Annotated in this window: 1 protein-coding gene and 1 pseudogene (1 of these 2 cut by a window edge); both read left to right on the top strand. The window is 74.5% G+C overall.

Going from position 1 to position 18,436, the window contains the following annotated elements; all coding sequences use genetic code 11:
- Nucleotides 1-7,898, top strand: partial view of an SDR family NAD(P)-dependent oxidoreductase gene (locus tag ACFVHO_RS06395; RefSeq protein WP_385710821.1) — the final stretch only. It extends 12,865 nt beyond the left edge of the window; the window shows 7,898 of its 20,763 coding nt (coding positions 12,866-20,763); its start codon lies off the left edge, out of view; it ends in the stop codon at nt 7,896-7,898.
- A pseudogene (locus ACFVHO_RS06390) lies at nt 7,895-18,436 on the top strand (type I polyketide synthase); the annotation flags it as partial. The gene ACFVHO_RS06395 and the pseudogene ACFVHO_RS06390, both read left to right, overlap by 4 nt.

Here is an 18,436-nt window from a genome sequence, read left to right as displayed (position 1 = left end):
AGACCGCGCTGACCACCGCGGTTGCCCAACTGGCCACGCACGGTGTGCGAGTGGACTGGGAGGCGTTCTTTGCCGGTCGTGGCGCGCGGCGCGTCGACCTGCCGACGTACGCGTTCCAGCGGAAGCGCTACTGGCTCGACGCCGGAGTCTCCGCGGGCGACCTCGACGCGGCGGGTCTCGGCGCGGCCGACCACCCGCTGCTTAGCGCGGTCGTCGACACGGCCGACACGGACGGGCAGCTCTTCACCGGCCGGTTGTCGGTCGAGACCCACCCGTGGCTGGCCGATCACGCGATCCAGGGTTCGGTTCTGTTGCCCGGTACGGCGTTCCTGGAGCTGGCGGTGCGTGCCGGTGATCAGGTCGGGTGCGATGTGGTGGAGGAGTTGACGTTGGAGGCGCCGCTGGTGGTGCCTGAGCGTGGTGGTGTGCGGGTGCAGGTGCGGGTCGGTGTGCCGGATGTGTCCGGTCGGCGTCCGGTGACGGTGCACGCGCGTGAGGACGACGGGGATGTGTGGGTCCGGCACGCGAGCGGCGTGCTGCTGGACGGTGCGGAAGTACCGTCGGCCGATGCCGGAGTGTGGCCGCCCGCCGGGGCGGAGGCCGTGGATCTGGACGGGCTCTACGACCGGATGGCTGACGGTGGGTTCGGTTACGGGCCGGTGTTCCAGGGGCTGCGGGCCGCCTGGCGCAAGGGCGAGGAGGTCTTCGCCGAGGTCGCCCTGCCGGACGGTGTGGGCGTGGAGGGATTCGGCCTGCACCCGGCGCTGCTCGACGCGGCGCTGCACGCCATCGGCCTGATGGGCGAAGGCGACGGTCCTGGCAGGCTGCCGTTCTCGTGGTCGGGCGTGCGGCTGCACGCCTCCGGCGCGACGGCGCTGCGGGTGCGGCTGGCGCCCGCGGGCACCGACGGGGTGGCGCTCGCCGTGGCCGACGGAGCCGGTGCTCCCGTGGCCTCGATCGACTCGCTGGTCCTGCGTCCGGTCACGGCCGCGCTGTCCCGGCAGGGCTGGGAATCCCTGTTCAGCCTGGACTGGGTGCCCGCCCCGGCGTCGGCCGGGAACGCCGGCTCGCTGGCGGAGTTCGCGGACTGGGCCGCCGTGCGGTCGCAGCTGGACGCGGGGGAGTCGCTGCCGGACAACGTCGTGGTGCGGTGCGCCGGGACCGGTGACACCGATGACACCGAGGGCGTCGACGCGGTACGTGGACAGGTCCTGGCCGCACTGGAGTTGGTGCGGGGCTGGCTGGCCGACGATCGCTCCGCGGCCTCGCGCCTGGTCCTTGTCACCCGTGGCGCGGTGGCTGTCGAGTCCGGTGAGGACGTGCCGGACCTGGCCGCGGCCGCGGTGTGGGGTCTGGTGCGTACGGCACAGGCGGAGAACCCCGACCGCATCGTGCTCGTCGATGTCGACGACGCTGACAACACCGACAACGCCGACGAGAGCGGCTGGCAGCCGGTGCTCACCACCGGAGAACCCCAGATCGTCGTGCGGGACGGACGCGCGCACGTGGCCCGCCTCGCGCGGGTGCGGCCGGAGCCCGGCACGGACCCGGCGTTCGGACCGGACAGCTCGGTCCTGGTGACAGGCGCGTCGGGCGCGCTGGGCGGCCTGGTCGCCCGGCACCTCGTCGGCAGCCACGGAGTCGGCCGCCTCGTCCTGGCCAGCAGGCGAGGCATCGCGGCCGAGGGCGCCGAGGAACTGCGCGACGAACTGATCGCGCAGGGCGCCGAGGTGACGTACGCGGCCTGCGACGTCGCCGATCGGGACGCCCTGGCGACGCTCCTGGCCGAGCACCCGGTGACCGCCGTCGTGCACACCGCCGGTGTGCTGGCCGACGGCACGATCGGCTCGCTCACGCCGGAGCAGGTCGACACCGTGTTCCGGCCGAAGGTCGACGCGGCCCGGCACCTGGACGAGCTGACCCGCGACCTGGACCTGACGGCCTTCGTGCTGTTCTCGTCCGTGGCGGGCACGCTGGGCGGGCCCGGCCAGGGCAACTACTCGGCGGCCAACGCGTTCCTCGACGGTCTGGCCCGGCGCAGGCGCGCCCAGGGCCTGCCCGCGACCTCCCTGGCGTGGGGCCTGTGGGCCGACGGCATGGGCGCCCGCGTGGCCCAGTCCGCCGCGACCGGCCTGTCCGCGGACGAAGGCGTCGCGCTGTTCGACGCCGCGGTCTCCGGGACCGAGCCGGTCGTCGTACCGATGCGGCTCGACCTGCGTGCCGTACGCGAACTCCCGCAGGTGCCGCCGGTGTTCAGCGGCCTCGTGCGGACGACGAGCCGCAGGGCCGCGGGAAGCGGGGCCGACCCGGCCGCCGCGCTCCGCGACCGGCTCGCGCCGCTGGCCGAGGACGAGCGCGAGCGCGTGCTCCTGGACCTTGTCCGCACCCAGGCCGCCGTGGTGCTCGGCCACGCCGGACCCGAGGAGGTCGCGGCAGGGCAGGCGTTCACGGAGCTTGGCTTCGACTCGCTGACCGCCGTCGACCTGCGCAACCGCCTCGGTACGGCCACAGGCCTGCGACTGCCCGCCACGATGATCTTCGACTACCCGACCCCCGCGGCGATCGCCGCGTTCGTCGGCGTCGAACTCGCCGGCGCAGCCGCCCCCGCACCGGCCACCGGCGCGGTCGCGGTCGCGGCCGTGACCGACGAGCCGATCGCGATCGTCGGCATGAGCTGCCGCTACCCCGGCGGCGTGAACACCCCCGAGGACCTGTGGCGCCTGCTCGTCGACGAGGCCGAGGGCATCACCGAGTTCCCGACCGGGCGCGGCTGGGACGTGGAGTCCCTGTACGACCCGGCGGGCGAGCGGGTCGGCAGCTCCTACACCCGCGAGGGCGGCTTCCTGCACGACGCGGACCGGTTCGACCCGGGCTTCTTCGGCATCTCGCCGCGCGAGGCCCTCGCCATGGACCCGCAGCAGCGGCTCCTCCTGGAGACCTCCTGGGAGGCCTTCGAGCGGGCCGGCATCGACCCCAAGTCGGTGCGTGGCAGCGCGACCGGCGTGTTCGCGGGCGTCATGTACCACGACTACGCCTCCCAGCTGCACGGCGTGCCCGAGGGTGTCGAGAGCTTCCTCGGCACGGGCAACGCGGGCAGCGTCGCGTCCGGCCGCGTGTCCTACGTGTTCGGGATGGAAGGGCCCGCGATGACCGTGGACACGGCCTGCTCGTCGTCCCTGGTGGCCCTGCACCTGGCTGCTCAGGCGCTGCGCTCGGGTGAGTGCGAACTGGCCCTCGCCGGTGGTGTCACCGTGATGGCGACGCCCTCCGCCTTCATCGACTTCAGCCGCCAGCAGGGGCTTTCGCCGGACGGCCGGTGCCGCTCGTTCTCCACGGACGCCAACGGCACCGGCTGGGGCGAGGGCGTCGGCATGCTCGTGCTGGAACGCCTCTCGGACGCGCGGCGCAACGGGCACCAGGTGCTCGCGGTGGTCCGCGGCTCGGCCGTGAACCAGGACGGCGCGTCCAACGGCCTCACCGCCCCGAACGGTCCCTCGCAGCAGCGAGTGATCCGCCAGGCGCTCGCGAGCGCGGGTCTCGCCACGTCCGACGTGGACGCGGTCGAGGCACACGGCACGGGTACGACGCTCGGCGACCCGATCGAGGCGCAGGCACTGCTCGCCACCTACGGGCGGGACCGCGCCGGGGACCCGCTCTGGCTGGGTTCCCTCAAGTCGAACATCGGCCACACCCAGGCCGCAGCCGGCGTGGGCGGCGTCATCAAGACGGTCATGGCCATGCGCCACGGCCTGCTGCCGAAGACGCTGCACGTCGGCGAGCCCTCGCCGCACATCGACTGGTCCGCGGGCGCCGTGGAACTCCTCACCGAGGCGCGGCCCTGGCCGCGGACGGACCGGCCCCGCAGGGCCGGTGTGTCGTCCTTCGGCTTCAGCGGCACCAACGCGCACGTCATCATCGAGTCCGCGCCGGACGACGACGCGCCGCAGGCCGCCGAGGCGGCGCCGCTCGGTCCGTGGCTGGTCTCGGGACGCACCGAGAGCGCGCTGCACGACCAGGCGGTACGGCTGCGCGACCACCTGACCGCGCGGCCCGACCTCGCCCCGGCGGACGTCGCCCGCACCCTCGCGACCTCGCGGGCCGGGTTCGAACACCGGCTCGCCGTCGTCGGACGGGACTCGGCCGACCTCCTCGCCGGACTCGACGACGCCGTCGAGGGACGGCTGAACAGCGGAGTCGTACGCGGTGTCGCCTACGAGCGCCGGGTCGGCTTCCTGTTCTCGGGCCAGGGTTCGCAGCGGCTCGGGATGGGCCGTGAACTTGCCGCCCGCTTCCCGGTGTTCGGGGCGGCGCTTGACGAGGTGCTTGCGGAGTTCGAGCCGCGGGTGCGTGAGGTGCTGTTCGGTGAGGATGCCGAGGCGCTGAACGAGACGGGGGTGACGCAGCCCACGCTGTTCGCGGTCGAGGTGGCGTTGTTCCGGCTTCTTGAGTCGTGGGGTGTGCGGGCGGATGTGCTGGCCGGGCACTCGATCGGTGAGTTGGCCGCGGCCCATGTGGCCGGTGTCTGGTCGCTGGCGGACGCCGTGAAGGTGGTGGCCGCACGCGGTGCGTTGATGCAGGCGCTGCCGACTGGTGGCGCGATGGTCGCCGTCCAGGCGTCCGAGGCCGAGGTCATGGCTGAGGGCTTGCCGGAGTCGGTGGGTATTGCGGCGGTTAATGGTCCTAACTCGGTCGTCATCTCCGGTGTGGCCGCCGATGTGGAAGCGGTCGCGGAGCGGTGGCGCGAAGCGGGCCGCAAGGCGACCCGGCTCAAGGTGAGCCACGCGTTCCACTCCCCGCTCATGGAGCCGATGCTCGACGACTTCCGCGCGGTCCTGGCGGAGGTGTCCTATGAGGCGCCGGTGATCCCGATCGTGTCCACGCTGACCGGCAAGCCGGTCTCCGGGGCGGAGTTGGGCGCGCCGGAGTACTGGGTGCGGCACGTGCGCGAGTCCGTGCGGTTCGCCGACGCCGTGGTCGACATGGGCGCGGACGTCCTCGTCGAGGTCGGCCCCGGCGGCGTGCTCTCGGCGCTGGGACAGGAGTCCCTGCCGGACGCGGCCTTCGTGCCGGTGCTGCGCGGCGACCGGCCGGAGGACGGCGCCGTCATGACCGCGCTCGCCGAACTGGACGTACGCGGCGTGCGCGTCGACTGGAACGCCTACTACGCGGGCAGCGGCCACGCCGTCGACCTGCCGACGTACGCCTTCCAGTACCAGCGGTTCTGGCCCGACACGAGCCTGCGGCCCGCCACGGACGCCACCGGGCTCGGACTCGGCTCCGCCGACCACCCGCTGCTCGGCGCCGCGGTCGCGCTCGCCGACGACGACACCGTCCTGTTCACGGGGCGGCTGTCGATGGGAACCCACCCGTGGCTGGCCGATCACGCGATCCAGGGTTCGGTTCTGCTGCCCGGTACGGCGTTCCTGGAGCTGGCGGTGCGTGCCGGTGATCAGGTCGGGTGCGATGTGGTGGAGGAGTTGACGTTGGAGGCGCCGTTGGTGGTGCCTGAGCGTGGTGGTGTGCGGGTGCAGGTGCGGGTCGGCGTACCGGATGCGTCTGGTCGGCGTCCGGTGACGGTGCACGCGCGTGAGGACGACGGGGATGTGTGGGTGCGGCACGCGAGCGGCGCCCTCACGGGCGGCGCTGAGGTGCCGCTGGTCGATGCCGGTGTCTGGCCGCCCGCCGGGGCGGAGGCCGTGGATCTGGACGGGCTCTACGACCGGATGTCCGACGGTGGGTTCGGTTACGGGCCGGTGTTCCAGGGCTTGCGGGCCGCCTGGCGCAAGGGCGAGGAAGTGTTCGCCGAAGTCGCCCTGCCCGAGGGCGTCGAAGCGGGCGGATTCGGTCTGCACCCGGCGCTGCTCGACGCGGCGCTGCACGCCATCGGCCTGATGGGTGAAGGCGACGGTCCCGGCAGGCTGCCGTTCTCGTGGTCGGGTGTGCGGCTGCACGCCACCGGCGCGACGGCGCTGCGGGCGCGGCTGGCGCCCGCGGGCACCGACGGGGTGGCGCTGACCGTTGTGGACGGAGCCGGTGCTCCGGTCGTCTCGATCGACTCGCTGGTCCTGCGGCCGGTCACGGCCGCGCTGTCCCGGCGGAGCTGGGAGTCGCTGTTCCGGCTCGACTGGGCACCTGCCTCGGTGCCGTCGGGCGGGAGCGTCGGTTCGGTGGCGGAGTTCGCGGACTGGGCCGCTGTGCGGTCGGAGCTGGACGCGGGCGAGTTGCTGCCGGACAACGTCGTGGTGCGGTGCGCGGAGTCCGCTGCCACCGATGACGCGGACGCCGTACGTCCCGGGGTCCTCGCCGTCCTGGAGCTGGTGCGGGGCTGGCTCGCCGACGAACGCTGCGAGACCTCGCGCCTGGTCCTCGTGACCCGTGGCGCTGTGGCCGTCGGAGCCGGTGAGGACGTGCCGGACCTGGCCGCGGCCGCGGTGTGGGGTCTGGTGCGTACGGCACAGTCGGAGAACCCCGGCCGCGTCGTGCTCGTCGACGTCGACGACGAGAACGGCTGGAAGCCCGCCCTCACCAGCTCGGAACCCGAACTGGCCGTGCGCGGCGGCGAGTCGTTCGCGCCGAGGCTCGCACGGGTCCGTCCCGCCGAGGCGGAGGAGGAGTCGCAGGCTCCGGCCTTCGGCACCGGACCGGTCCTGGTGACCGGTGCCAGCGGCACGCTCGGCGGGTTGGTGGCGCGGCACCTGGTGGAGCGCCATGGCGTACGGCGACTCGTCCTGGCCAGCAGGCGTGGTCAAGTCGGTGAGCTGTACGAGGAGTTGGTGGGCCTCGGTGCCGACGTCGACACCGTGGCCTGTGATGTGGCGGACCGGGACGCGGTGGCGGCGCTCCTCGCCGAGCACCCCGTGACGGCCGTCGTGCACACCGCCGGTGTGCTCGCCGACGGCACGATCGGCTCGCTCACGCCGGAGCAGGTCGACACCGTGTTCCGGCCGAAGGTCGACGCTGCCTGGAACCTGCACGAGCTGACCCGCGACCTGGACCTGACGGCCTTCGTGCTGTTCTCGTCCGCCGCGGGCACCCTCGGCAACCCGGGCCAGGGCAACTACGCCGCGGCCAACGCGTTCCTCGACGCGCTCGCCCAGCACCGGCGCGCCCAGGGCCTGCCCGCGACCTCCCTGGCCTGGGGCCTGTGGTCCGGCGGGGACGGCATGGGCGCCCGGATGGCCGACACCGGGACCGCGGGCCTCACCCCCGAGGAGGGCCTGGAGCTGTTCGACGCGGTGGCCCTCGGGGCGGACCCGGTCGTCGTACCGATGCGCCTCGACCTGCGCGCCGTACGCGAACTCCCGCAGGTACCCCCGGTGTTCAGCGGCCTCGTGCGCACGACGACCCGCAGGGCCGCGGAGACCGGGCTCGACCCGGCCGCCGCGCTCCGGGACCGGCTCGCGGCGCTGCCCGCGTCCGAGCGTCCCTCCGCCCTCGTGGACCTCGTGTGCGCCCACGTCGCCGCCGTCCTCGCGCTGTCCGGCGCGGAGGAAGTGGACGAACGGCGCGCGTTCACGGAGCTCGGCTTCGACTCGCTCACGGCGGTCGAGCTGCGCAACCGGCTCGGCGCGGCCACGGGCCTGCGGCTGCCCGCCACCCTCATCTTCGACTACCCGACCCCGCTCGACCTGGTCGGACTCCTCGAAGATGGGCTCGCCGTCGAGGAACCCGGCAGCGTGGCGCCGCTGCTCGCCGAACTGAGCCGCATCGAGGCGAGCCTCGCCGCGGTCAAGCCCGGCGACGACGAGGACGACCAGGTGGGCGCCCGCCTCTCGGCGCTCCTGGCCGCGTGGCGCGACAGCCGTGCCGACGTCGACGCGGCGGCGTCCGACGACCTCGACGACGCGACGGACGACGAGGTCTTCGAACTGCTCGGCAAGGAGTTCGGCATCTCCTGACCCGCCCGGCCAACCCACTTGCTCGAACGTTTTCCTGGAGTAGAGACCGCATGAACAACGAAGAGAAGCTCCGCCACTACCTGAAGCGGGTCACCGCCGACCTGCGCGAGACCAGTCGGCGGCTGCGCGAGGTCGAGGAGGGCGAGCAGGAGCCGATCGCGATCATCGGCATGAGCTGCCGCTACCCCGGCGGCGTGCGCTCGCCCGAGGACCTGTGGGAACTGGTCGCACACGGCAGGGACGGCGTGACGGCGTTCCCCGCCGACCGGGGCTGGGGCGACGTCGAGCTGACCGACCCCGAGGACCCCGACCGGGAGTTCCGCAGGGAGGGCGGATTCCTGCACGACGCCGCCGAGTTCGACCCCGGCCTGTTCGGGATATCGCCGCGCGAGGCCCTCGCCATGGACCCGCAGCAGCGCCTCCTCCTGGAGACGTCGTGGGAGGCCTTCGAGCGGGCCGGGATCGACGCGGCGACGCTGCGCGGCAGCAGGACGGGCGTGTTCGCCGGAGTGATGTACCACGACTACGCGTCCCGGCTGCGGTCGGTGCCGGAGGAAGTGGCCGGCTTCCTCGGCACCGGCAGCTTCGGCAGCGTCGCCTCCGGGCGCGTGTCGTACACGTTCGCGCTGGAGGGGCCCGCCGTCACGGTGGACACCGCCTGCTCGTCCTCCCTGGTCACCATGCACCTGGCGGCCCAGGCGCTGCGCTCGGGCGAGTGCGGGCTCGCCCTCGCGGGCGGCGTCACCGTGATGGCGACGCCGGACACGTTCATCGGCTTCAGCCAGCAGCGCGGTCTCGCCGCCGACGGCCGGTGCAAGTCGTTCTCCGAGAGCGCCGACGGCACCGGCTGGGGCGAGGGCGCCGGCATGCTGCTCCTGGAGCGCCTCTCCGACGCCCGCCGCAACGGCCACCCCGTCCTGGGCGTCGTACGCGGTTCGGCGGTCAACCAGGACGGCGCGTCCAACGGCCTGACCGCGCCCAACGGCCCCTCGCAGCAGCGCGTGATCCGGCAGGCCCTCGACAGCGCCGGACTCACCGCGGCGCAGGTCGACGCGGTCGAGGCGCACGGCACCGGCACCACGCTCGGCGACCCCATCGAGGCACAGGCCCTGCTCGCCACGTACGGCCAGGAGCGCGCCGGTGAGCCGCTGTGGCTCGGGTCGGTGAAGTCCAACGTCGGCCACACCCAGGCCGCGGCCGGTGTCGCCGGAGTCATCAAGTCCGTCATGGCGATGCGGCACGGCGTCCTGCCGCCGACCCTGCACGTCGGCGAGCGCTCCCGGCACGTCGACTGGTCGGCGGGCGCCGTGGAACTGCTCACCGAGGGGCGGCCGTGGCCGGAGACGGGGCAGCCGCGTCGCACGGCGGTGTCGTCGTTCGGCATCAGCGGCACCAACGCCCACGTCATCCTCGAACAGGCCCCGGCCCCGGAACCCGACGACGAGGCGGCCGAGGCACCCGTCGACCCGGTCCGCGCCGACGCCCTGCCGTGGATCCTCTCCGGCAACGACCCCGCCGCGCTGCGCGAGCGCGCCGCCGCCCTCCTGTCCCACCTGGACGGCAACGACGTACCGGCGGTGGACATCGGCTACTCCCTGGCCGTGAGCCGTACCGCACTCGAGCACCGAGCCGCCGTCGTCGGCGCGGACCGCGCCGAGCTGCTGCGCGGCCTCGAGGCCCTCGCCGCCGACGGTGAGGCGCCGCACCTGGTGCGCGGCACGGTCGGCACGCGCGGCAAGCTCGCGTTCCTGTTCAGCGGACAGGGCAGCCAGCGCGTCGGCATGGGCCGCGAGCTGTACCGGGAGTTCCCCGTCTTCGCGAAGGCGCTCGACGAGGTCTGCGCGGGCCTGGACCCGCACCTGGACCGGCCGCTGTGGGACGTGCTCTTCGCCGAGCCCGGACCCGAGTCCGACACCGCCGGTGGCCTGCTCGACCAGACCACGTACACGCAGCCCGCGCTGTTCGCGATCGAGGTGGCCCTGTTCCGCCTCGTCACCCAGTGGGGCCTCGCCCCGCAGTTCCTCGCCGGGCACTCCATCGGCGAACTGGCGGCCGCCCACGTGTCCGGCGTGTTCTCCCTCGCCGACGCCTGCAAACTGGTCGCCGCCCGCGGCAGGCTGATGGGGGCGCTGCCCGAGGGCGGCGTGATGCTGTCGCTGCGCGCCGACGAGGACACCGTCCGCGGCCTGGTCGCCGCACACGGCGGCACGGTGGACATCGCGGCCGTCAACGGCCCCGAGTCCACGGTGGTCGCGGGCGACGCCGACGCCGTGGCCGCGATCGACGCGGTCTGGCGGGAGCGCGGCGGCAAGACCCGCTACCTGAAGGTCAGCCACGCGTTCCACTCCCCGCACGTGGACGCCGTCCTCGCGGACTTCCGCGCCGTCGCCCGGACCATCGACTACGGCACGCCCGGCATCCCCGTCGTGTCCACCCTCACCGGCGCCGTGCTCACCCCGGAGCAGGCGCGCGACCCCGAGCACTGGGTGCGGCACGTCCGCGAGGACGTGCGGTTCCTCGACGGCGTGCGCTGCCTGACCGGGCACGGCGTCACGCACTTCCTGGAGCTCGGCCCCGACGCGGTCCTCACCGCGGCGGGCCGCGACTGCGCCGACGAGGGCGCGCTGCTCGTGGCCGCCGCACGCGCGAACCGGCCCGAGGGAGCCACGCTGACCTCGGCGGTCGCCGCGCTGCACGTGCGGGGCGTCGCCGTCGACTGGGAGGCGGTGTTCGCGGGCCGCGACGCCCGGCGGACCGACCTGCCCACCTACCCCTTCCAGCGCGCCCGTTACTGGCTGGACGCGGGCGCGCACGCCGGGGACGTGGCCTCGGTGGGCCTGCGGCCCGCCGACCACCCGCTCCTCGGCGCCGCCGTCACCCTCGCCGACGAGGAGGGCGCCCTGCTCACCGGCAGGCTGTCCCTCGCCACCCACCCGTGGCTGGCCGACCACACCGTCGGCGGCGTCGTCCTCGTGCCGGGCGCCGCGTTCGTGGAACTGGCCATCAGGGCGGGCGACCAGGTCGGGCTCGACCACGTCGAGGAACTGACGCTGGCGGCGCCCCTGGTCCTCCCCGAGGACGGCGCGGTGCGGCTCCAGGTGTCCGTCGGCGCGCCGGACGAGTCGGGGCGCCGCGCGGTGAGCGTCCACTCCAGGGCCGACGACGCACCCGACGACGACCCGGACAGCGAGCCGTGGACGCGGCATGCCACCGGCACGCTCACGGCAGGCGAGGCCGTCCCGGCGACCGGTGCCGCGGCGGGCGGGGAGGCCTGGCCGCCCGCGGGCGCCGAACGCGTCGACCTCGAAGGGCGCTACGACGACCTCGCCGCGTCCGGGCTCGGCTACGGGCCCGCGTTCCGCGGCCTGCGCGCCGCGTGGCGCCGCGACGACGAGGTGTTCGTCGAGGTGGAACTGCCCGAGCAGGACGCCGCGGGCTCCTTCGGTCTGCACCCCGCGCTCCTCGACTCCGCGCTGCACGCCATCGGGCTCGGCACCTTCGTCACCGACACCGAGCGGCTGCACCTGCCGTACTCCTGGAACGGCGTGCGGCTGCACAGCGGCGGCGCGACCACGCTGCGCGGCCGCCTGTCCCCGGCGGGCACCGCGGGCGTCGCGATCGACCTGACCGACGCCGCGGGCACCCCCGTCGCCTCGGTCGAGGCGCTGTCCCTGCGTCCCCTGACGACGGACGGCCTCACCAGCGGCCGCCTGGACTCGCTGTTCCGCGTCGACTGGACGCGGGTGCGCCCCGCCGCATCGACTCAGGTCCGCTGGGCCGTCCTCGGACGCGGCTTCGCCCAGGCGGACATCGCCGAGCCGGTCAGGTCGTGCCCGGACCTGGACACGTTGGCCGAGGACGACGTGCCGGACCTCGTGTTCGCCCCCGTGCCCTCGGCCGCGAACGCCGGAGAGGCCGCGCACTGGGCCCTCGCCCTGGTGCAGGAGTGGCTCGCCGACGACCGGTTCGCCTCGGCGCGGCTGGTGTTCGTCACCGGCGGCGCCGTGGCGGCGGGCCCCGACGAGGAAGTCCCCGACCTGGCCAACGCGCCCGTGTGGGGCCTCGTACGCGCGGCCCAGGCCGAGCACCCCGGCCGCTTCGTCCTCGTCGACGTCGACCTCCTCGCCGCCTCCGCCCACGCGCTGCCCGCCGCCGTCGCGACCGACGAGCCCCAACTGGCCCTGCGCGCCGGTGAACTCCTTGCCCCGAGGCTCGTACGGGCCCGCCCCGAGGAGCCGACGGCCCCTGCCTTCGGCACCGGACCGGTCCTGGTGACCGGTGCGAGCGGAACGCTCGGCGGGTTGGTGGCGCGGCACCTGGTGCAGCGGCATGGCGTACGGCGGCTCGTCCTGGCGAGCAGGCGTGGTCAAGTCGGTGAGCTGTACGAGGAGTTGGTGGGCCTAGGTGCCGACATCGTCGCCGTCGCGTGTGATGTGGCGGACCGGGACGCGGTGGCGGCGCTCCTCGCCGAGCACCCCGTGACGGCCGTCGTGCACGCGGCGGGCGTCCTGGACGACGGCGTCATCGGCTCGCTGACGCCGGAGCGGATCGACACCGTGTTCCGGCCGAAGGTCGACGCTGCCTGGAACCTGCACGAGCTGACCCGCGACCTGGACCTGACGGCCTTCGTCCTCTTCTCGTCGGCGGCAGGCACGTTCGGCAACCCCGGCCAGGGCAACTACGCCGCGGCCAACGCGTTCCTCGACGCGCTCGCCCAGCACCGGCGCGCCCAGGGTCTGCCCGCGACCTCCCTGGCCTGGGGCCTGTGGGCGGACGCGAGCGGCATGACCGACGACCTCGCCGAGACCGACCGCGGCCGTCTCGCCCGCGCCGGCGCCACCGCGCTGTCCGCCGAGGAGGGCCTGCGCCTCTTCGACGCCGCCCTCGCGCTGCCCGCACCCGTGGCCGTCCCCATGCGCCTCGACCTGGCACCGCTGCGGGCCCGCCCCGACACCGTCCCGCCACTGCTGCGCGCCCTGGTGCGCACGGCCCGCCCCGAGACCGCCAAGGCCGAAGGGGGCCTCGCGGCACGCGTCGCGGACCTCCCGGAGAACGAGCGCCTCCCGGCGCTGCTCGACATCGTCCGCACCTCCGTCGCCGCCGTCCTCGGCCACGCGTCCGCCGCCGAGGTGGAACCGGAACGCTCCTTCGGCGACCTCGGATTCGACTCGCTCACCGCCGTCGAACTGCGCAACCGGCTCGACGCCGCCACCGGCCTGCGGCTGCCCGCGACCCTGGTCTTCGACTACCCGACGCCCCTGGCGCTCGCGGGCCGCCTGCGCTCCAGGCTGCTCGGCGACCAGGACACGGCGGCGGCGGTCGTCCGCGGAGCCGCCGCCGACGACGAGCCGATCGCGATCATCGGCATGAGCTGCCGCTACCCCGGCGGCGTGCGCTCGCCCGAGGACCTGTGGCGACTGGTCGCCGAAGGCCGGGACGCGATCACCGACTTCCCCGACAACCGGGGCTGGGACGTGGAGTCGCTCTACGACCCCGACCCCGAGAACACCGGCACCAGCACCGTCCGCACGGGCGGCTTCCTGCACGACGCCGCCGAGTTCGACCCGGCGTTCTTCGGCATGTCGCCGCGCGAGGCCCTCGCGGTCGACCCGCAGCAGCGCCTGCTCCTGGAGACCTCCTGGGAGGCCATCGAGCGGGCCGGCATCGAACCGAGGTCACTGCGCGGCAGCACGACCGGCGTGTTCGCGGGCGTGATGTACAACGACTACGCCGCCCGGCTCACGCGGTCCCCGGAAGGCCTCGAAGGCCAGCTCGGGTTCGGCAGCTCGGGCAGCGTCGCCTCCGGCCGCCTCTCCTACACGTTCGGCCTGGAAGGGCCCGCCGTCAGTGTGGACACGGCCTGCTCGTCGTCGCTGGTCGCCATGCACCTGGCCGCACAGGCGCTGCGCTCCGGCGAGTGCGAGCTGGCCCTCGCGGGCGGCGTGACCGTGATGGCGAGCCCGGGGGCCTTCGTGGAGTTCAGCCGCCAGCGCGGCCTGGCCCCGGACAGCCGCTGCAAGGCGTTCTCCGCCGCCGCGGACGGCACCGGCCTGGGCGAGGGCGTCGGCATGCTCGTCCTCGAACGGCTCTCCGACGCCCGCCGCAACGGCCACAAGGTCCTTGCCGTCGTACGCGGTTCGGCGGTCAACCAGGACGGCGCGTCCAACGGCCTCACCGCCCCGAACGGCCCCTCGCAGGAGCGGGTCATCCGGCAGGCACTCGCCCACGCGGGCCTGACGCCGTCCGACGTGGACGCCGTCGAGGCGCACGGCACCGGCACCTCGCTCGGCGACCCGATCGAGGCGCAGGCACTCCTCGCCACCTACGGCCAGGACCGTGCCGGTGACCCGCTGTGGCTCGGCTCGCTGAAGTCGAACATCGGCCACTCCCAGGCGGCGGCCGGTGTCGCCGGAGTGATCAAGATGGTGATGGCGCTGCGCCACGCGGAGCTGCCCCGCACCCTGCACGTCGACCAGCTCTCGCCCCACGTCGACTGGACCGCGGGCGCGGTCGAGGTCCTGACGGCGCCCCGTTCGTGGCCGGAGACCGGTCGTCCGCGCCGCGCGGGTGTGTCGTCGTTCGGCGTGAGCGGCACCAACGCGCACACCATCATCGAGCAGGCCCCGGAGGCCGAGGCGCCCGCCCCCGCCGCCTCGCCGGTCGGTCCGGTGCCGGTGGTCCTGTCCGCCCAGAACGCGCAGGCGTTGCGGGGGCAGGCGCTCCGGCTGCGGGAGCAGCTCGCGGACGAGCCGGGGGTCGGCGTGACGGACGTCGCGTACTCCCTGGTGACGACGCGGTCGGCTCTCGACCACCGGGGCGTCGTCGTGGCGGACGACCGCGCGGCGCTCCTGGAGGGGCTGACGGCGCTGGCCGAGGGACAGCCGTTCCCCGGCCTGTACACGGGGGCTGTCGCCGCGGGTGGTGTGGGCTTCCTGTTCTCGGGTCAGGGGTCGCAGCGCCTCGGCATGGGGCATGAACTTGCCGCTCGTTTCCCGGTGTTCGGGGATGCGCTGGATGCTGTGCTTGCGGAGTTCGAGCCGCGGGTGCGTGAGGTGCTGTTCGGTGAGGATGCCGAGGCGCTGAATGAGACGGGGGTGACGCAGCCTGCGTTGTTCGCGGTCGAGGTGGGGTTGTTCCGGCTTCTTGAGTCGTGGGGTGTGCGGCCGGATGTGCTGGCCGGGCACTCGATCGGTGAGTTGGCTGCCGCACATGTGGCGGGTGTCTGGTCGCTGGCGGATGCCGTCAGGGTCGTGTCGGCACGCGGTGCGCTCATGCAGGCCCTGCCCGACGGCGGCGCGATGGTGGCCATCCAGGCGACGGAGTCCGAAGTCGCTTCGGATCTGCCGGAGTCGGTGGGTATTGCCGCGGTTAATGGTCCTAACTCGGTGGTCGTCTCCGGTGTGGCCGCTGACGTCGAGGCGGTAGCGGAGCGGTGGCGTGAGGCGGGCCGCAAGGCGACCCGGCTGAAGGTCAGCCACGCGTTCCACTCGCCCCTGATGGACCCGATGCTCGACGACTTCCGCGCGGTCCTCGACGGCGTTTCGTACGGGGAGCCGACGCTTCCCATCGTGTCGACGCTGACCGGCACGAAGGCGACCGCCGAGGAGCTGACCTCCCCGGACTACTGGGTCCGGCACGTCCGCGAGTCCGTCCGGTTCGGCGCCGCCGTCGACACCCTCGTGGCCCAGGGCGTGGCCACGTTCGTCGAGGTCGGCCCCGGCGGGACGCTGTCGGCGCTGGGTCTGGAGTCCGCGCCCGACGCGGCGTTCGTACCGGTGCTGCACGGCGATCGCACGGAGGAGTCCGCGGTGGCCGCCGCGGTGGCGCAGCTGTGCACGCGCGGGGTGCGGGCGGACTGGGAGGCGTTCTTCGCCGGGCGTGGCGCGCGGCGCGTCGACCTGCCCACGTACGCGTTCCAGCACACGTCCTACTGGCTGGACGCCCCTCGCGACCTGCGCTCCGACGAGGCGGCCGGTGGGCTCGGCCTCGCGGGCGCGGACCACCCGCTGCTCGGCGCCGTCGTGGAACTCGCCGACGGGCAGGGCCTGGTGTGCACCGGAAGGCTGGGCACGGACACCCACCCGTGGCTCGCCGACCACGCCGTCGCCCGGACGACCCTGCTGCCCGGCACGGCCTTCGCGGAGGTCGCGCTCGCCGCGGGCGGCAGGCTCGGCCTGGACGAGGTGGAGGAACTGGCCCTCGCCGCACCGCTTGTGCTGCCCGAACGCGGCGGCGTACGGCTGCGGGTGACGGTCGGCGGCGACGACGGCTCAGGCCGCCGGACGCTGAGCATCGACTCCTGCCCGGACGACCCGGCCGCCGGCACCGACTGGACGCGGCACGCCACCGGCTTCCTCACGGCCGGAGCAGCCGGAGCCCCCGGAGCCACCACCGCCCCGGCCCCGGAAGCGGACTGGCTGCCCGCCGACGCCGAACCCGTCGACCTCGACGGCCTCTACGAACGCCTGGAGGAGACCGGCCTCTTCTACGGCCCGGCCTTCCAGGGCCTGAAGTCGGCGTGGCGCGGCGAGGACGCCGTGTACGCCGAGATCGAACTGGACGAGGAACAGCACGGGGACGCCGCGTCGTTCGGCCTCCACCCCGCGCTGCTCGACGCCGCGCTGCACGCCTGCATGCTCGGCGGCCTCGTCGAAGACGCCGGTCGGCCCCGGCTCCCGTTCTCCTGGAGCGGGATCCGCTGGCACACGACCGGTGCCACAGCGGCGCGCGTCCGGCTCACCCCGGCCGGAACCGACGCCGTCTGCCTGGAACTGACCGACGCCCAGGGACACCCCCTGGCGACGGTCGCATCCCTCGTCCTGCGGCCGATCGCCGCGGAACAGTGGGGTGCGCGCCACCGCGACGCGCTGTTCCGGCTGGAGTGGGTGGCCGCGCCGACCCGTGCGGCCGCCCACGCTCCCGCCCGCGCGCTCGCGGTCGTCGGCCCGGACGACCTGAAGGCCGGTGCGGGCCTCGCGGCGTCCGGCGTCACCGTCGAGGAGCACGCCGACCTGACGGCCCTCGCCGGGGCCGGGGTGCCGGAGCTGGTCGTCGTCCCGTTCGCCCAGGACGACGCGGAGCCGGTCTCCGGCGCCCGTACCGCCGCCCTGCGCGCGCTGCGGCTCGCTCAGGAGTGGCTGGCCGACGACCGGTTCCTCGATTCCCGCCTGGTCTTCGTGACCAGCGGGGCCGTCGCGACCGGACCCGACGAGAACGTGCCCGACGTCGCCGACGCGGCGGTGTGGGGCCTGATCCGGTCGGCGCAGTCCGAGATGCCCGACCGGTTCGCGCTGGTCGACGTGGACGGGACCGACGCGTCCTGGGCCGCGCTGCCCGCCGTCCTCACCGCCGCCGAGCCGCAGGCCGCGGTGCGCGCCGGTGACCCGCTGGTGCCGCGGCTCGCCCGCTCGCGGCCGTCCGACACGGAGTCACCGCTCGTGTTCGCGCCCGGCGGCACCGTCCTGGTGACCGGCGCCACCGGCATGATCGGCGGCCTCGTCACCCGGCGCCTGGTGACCGAGCACGGCGTCCGGCACCTCGTCCTCGCGAGCCGCCGCGGCGCCGCCGCACCCGGCGCCGACGAACTCCGCGCGGAACTGACCGGCCTGGGCGCGCACGTCACCCTCGCCGCCTGCGACGTCACCGACCCGGAGGCGCTCGCGGAGCTGCTCGCCGCGGTGCCCCTGGACCACCCGCTGACCGGCGTCGTGCACTCCGCGGGCGTCCTCGACGACGCCACGATCGGTTCGCTGACACCCGATCAGATCGACGGCGTGTTCCGGCCCAAGGTCGACGCGGCCTGGCACCTGCACGAGCTGACCTGCGACCTGGACCTGACGGCGTTCGTCCTGTTCTCCTCGGTGTCGGGCATCCTCGGCGGCCCCGGCCAGGGCAACTACGCGGCGGCCAACGCGTTCCTGGACGCGCTGGCCCAGCACCGCAGGGCCGCGGGGCTGCCCGCGACCTCACTGGCGTGGGGCCTGTGGGAGACGGCGAGCGAGATGACCGGACACCTCGCGGGGACCGGCGTGGCCCGGATGTCCCGGTCCGCCGTCGCGGGCCTGACCGAGGAACAGGGCCTCGCCCTGTTCGACCTCGGCTGCGCCGCCGACGAGGCGGTCCTGGTGCCGATGCGGCTGGAGGCCGGTGCCCTGCGCGGCGGACCCGACGACGTGCCGGCGCTGCTGCGCGGCCTTGTCCGCCCGCGCGTCACCAGGGCGGCCGCGGCGGACGAGGAGCCGCTGACGCGGCGCCTCGCGGGCCTCACGGAGGAGGAGCAGGAGCGGGAACTGCTGCGCCTCGTCCGCGACCAGGTGGCGGCCGTCCTCGGCTACGCGCCGGACGGTCTCGACGTCTCCGGTACCCTCACCCAGCTCGGCCTGGACTCCCTGACCGCGCTGCAACTGCGCAACCAGCTCGCGGTCGTGACCGGTCTGCGCCTGCCCACCACCGTCGTGTTCGACCAGCCGACCGGACCGGCCCTCGCCGGGTACCTGCGGCGCGAACTCGCCTCGGTCGTCGGCGACGCCCCGGCAGTC

It is taken from the genome of Streptomyces sp. NPDC127108 (assembly GCF_042677545.1).
Lineage (GTDB): Bacteria > Actinomycetota > Actinomycetes > Streptomycetales > Streptomycetaceae > Streptomyces.
Note: the sequence above shows the minus strand (reverse complement) of the source record. Positions and strands in the feature narration are given on the sequence as shown.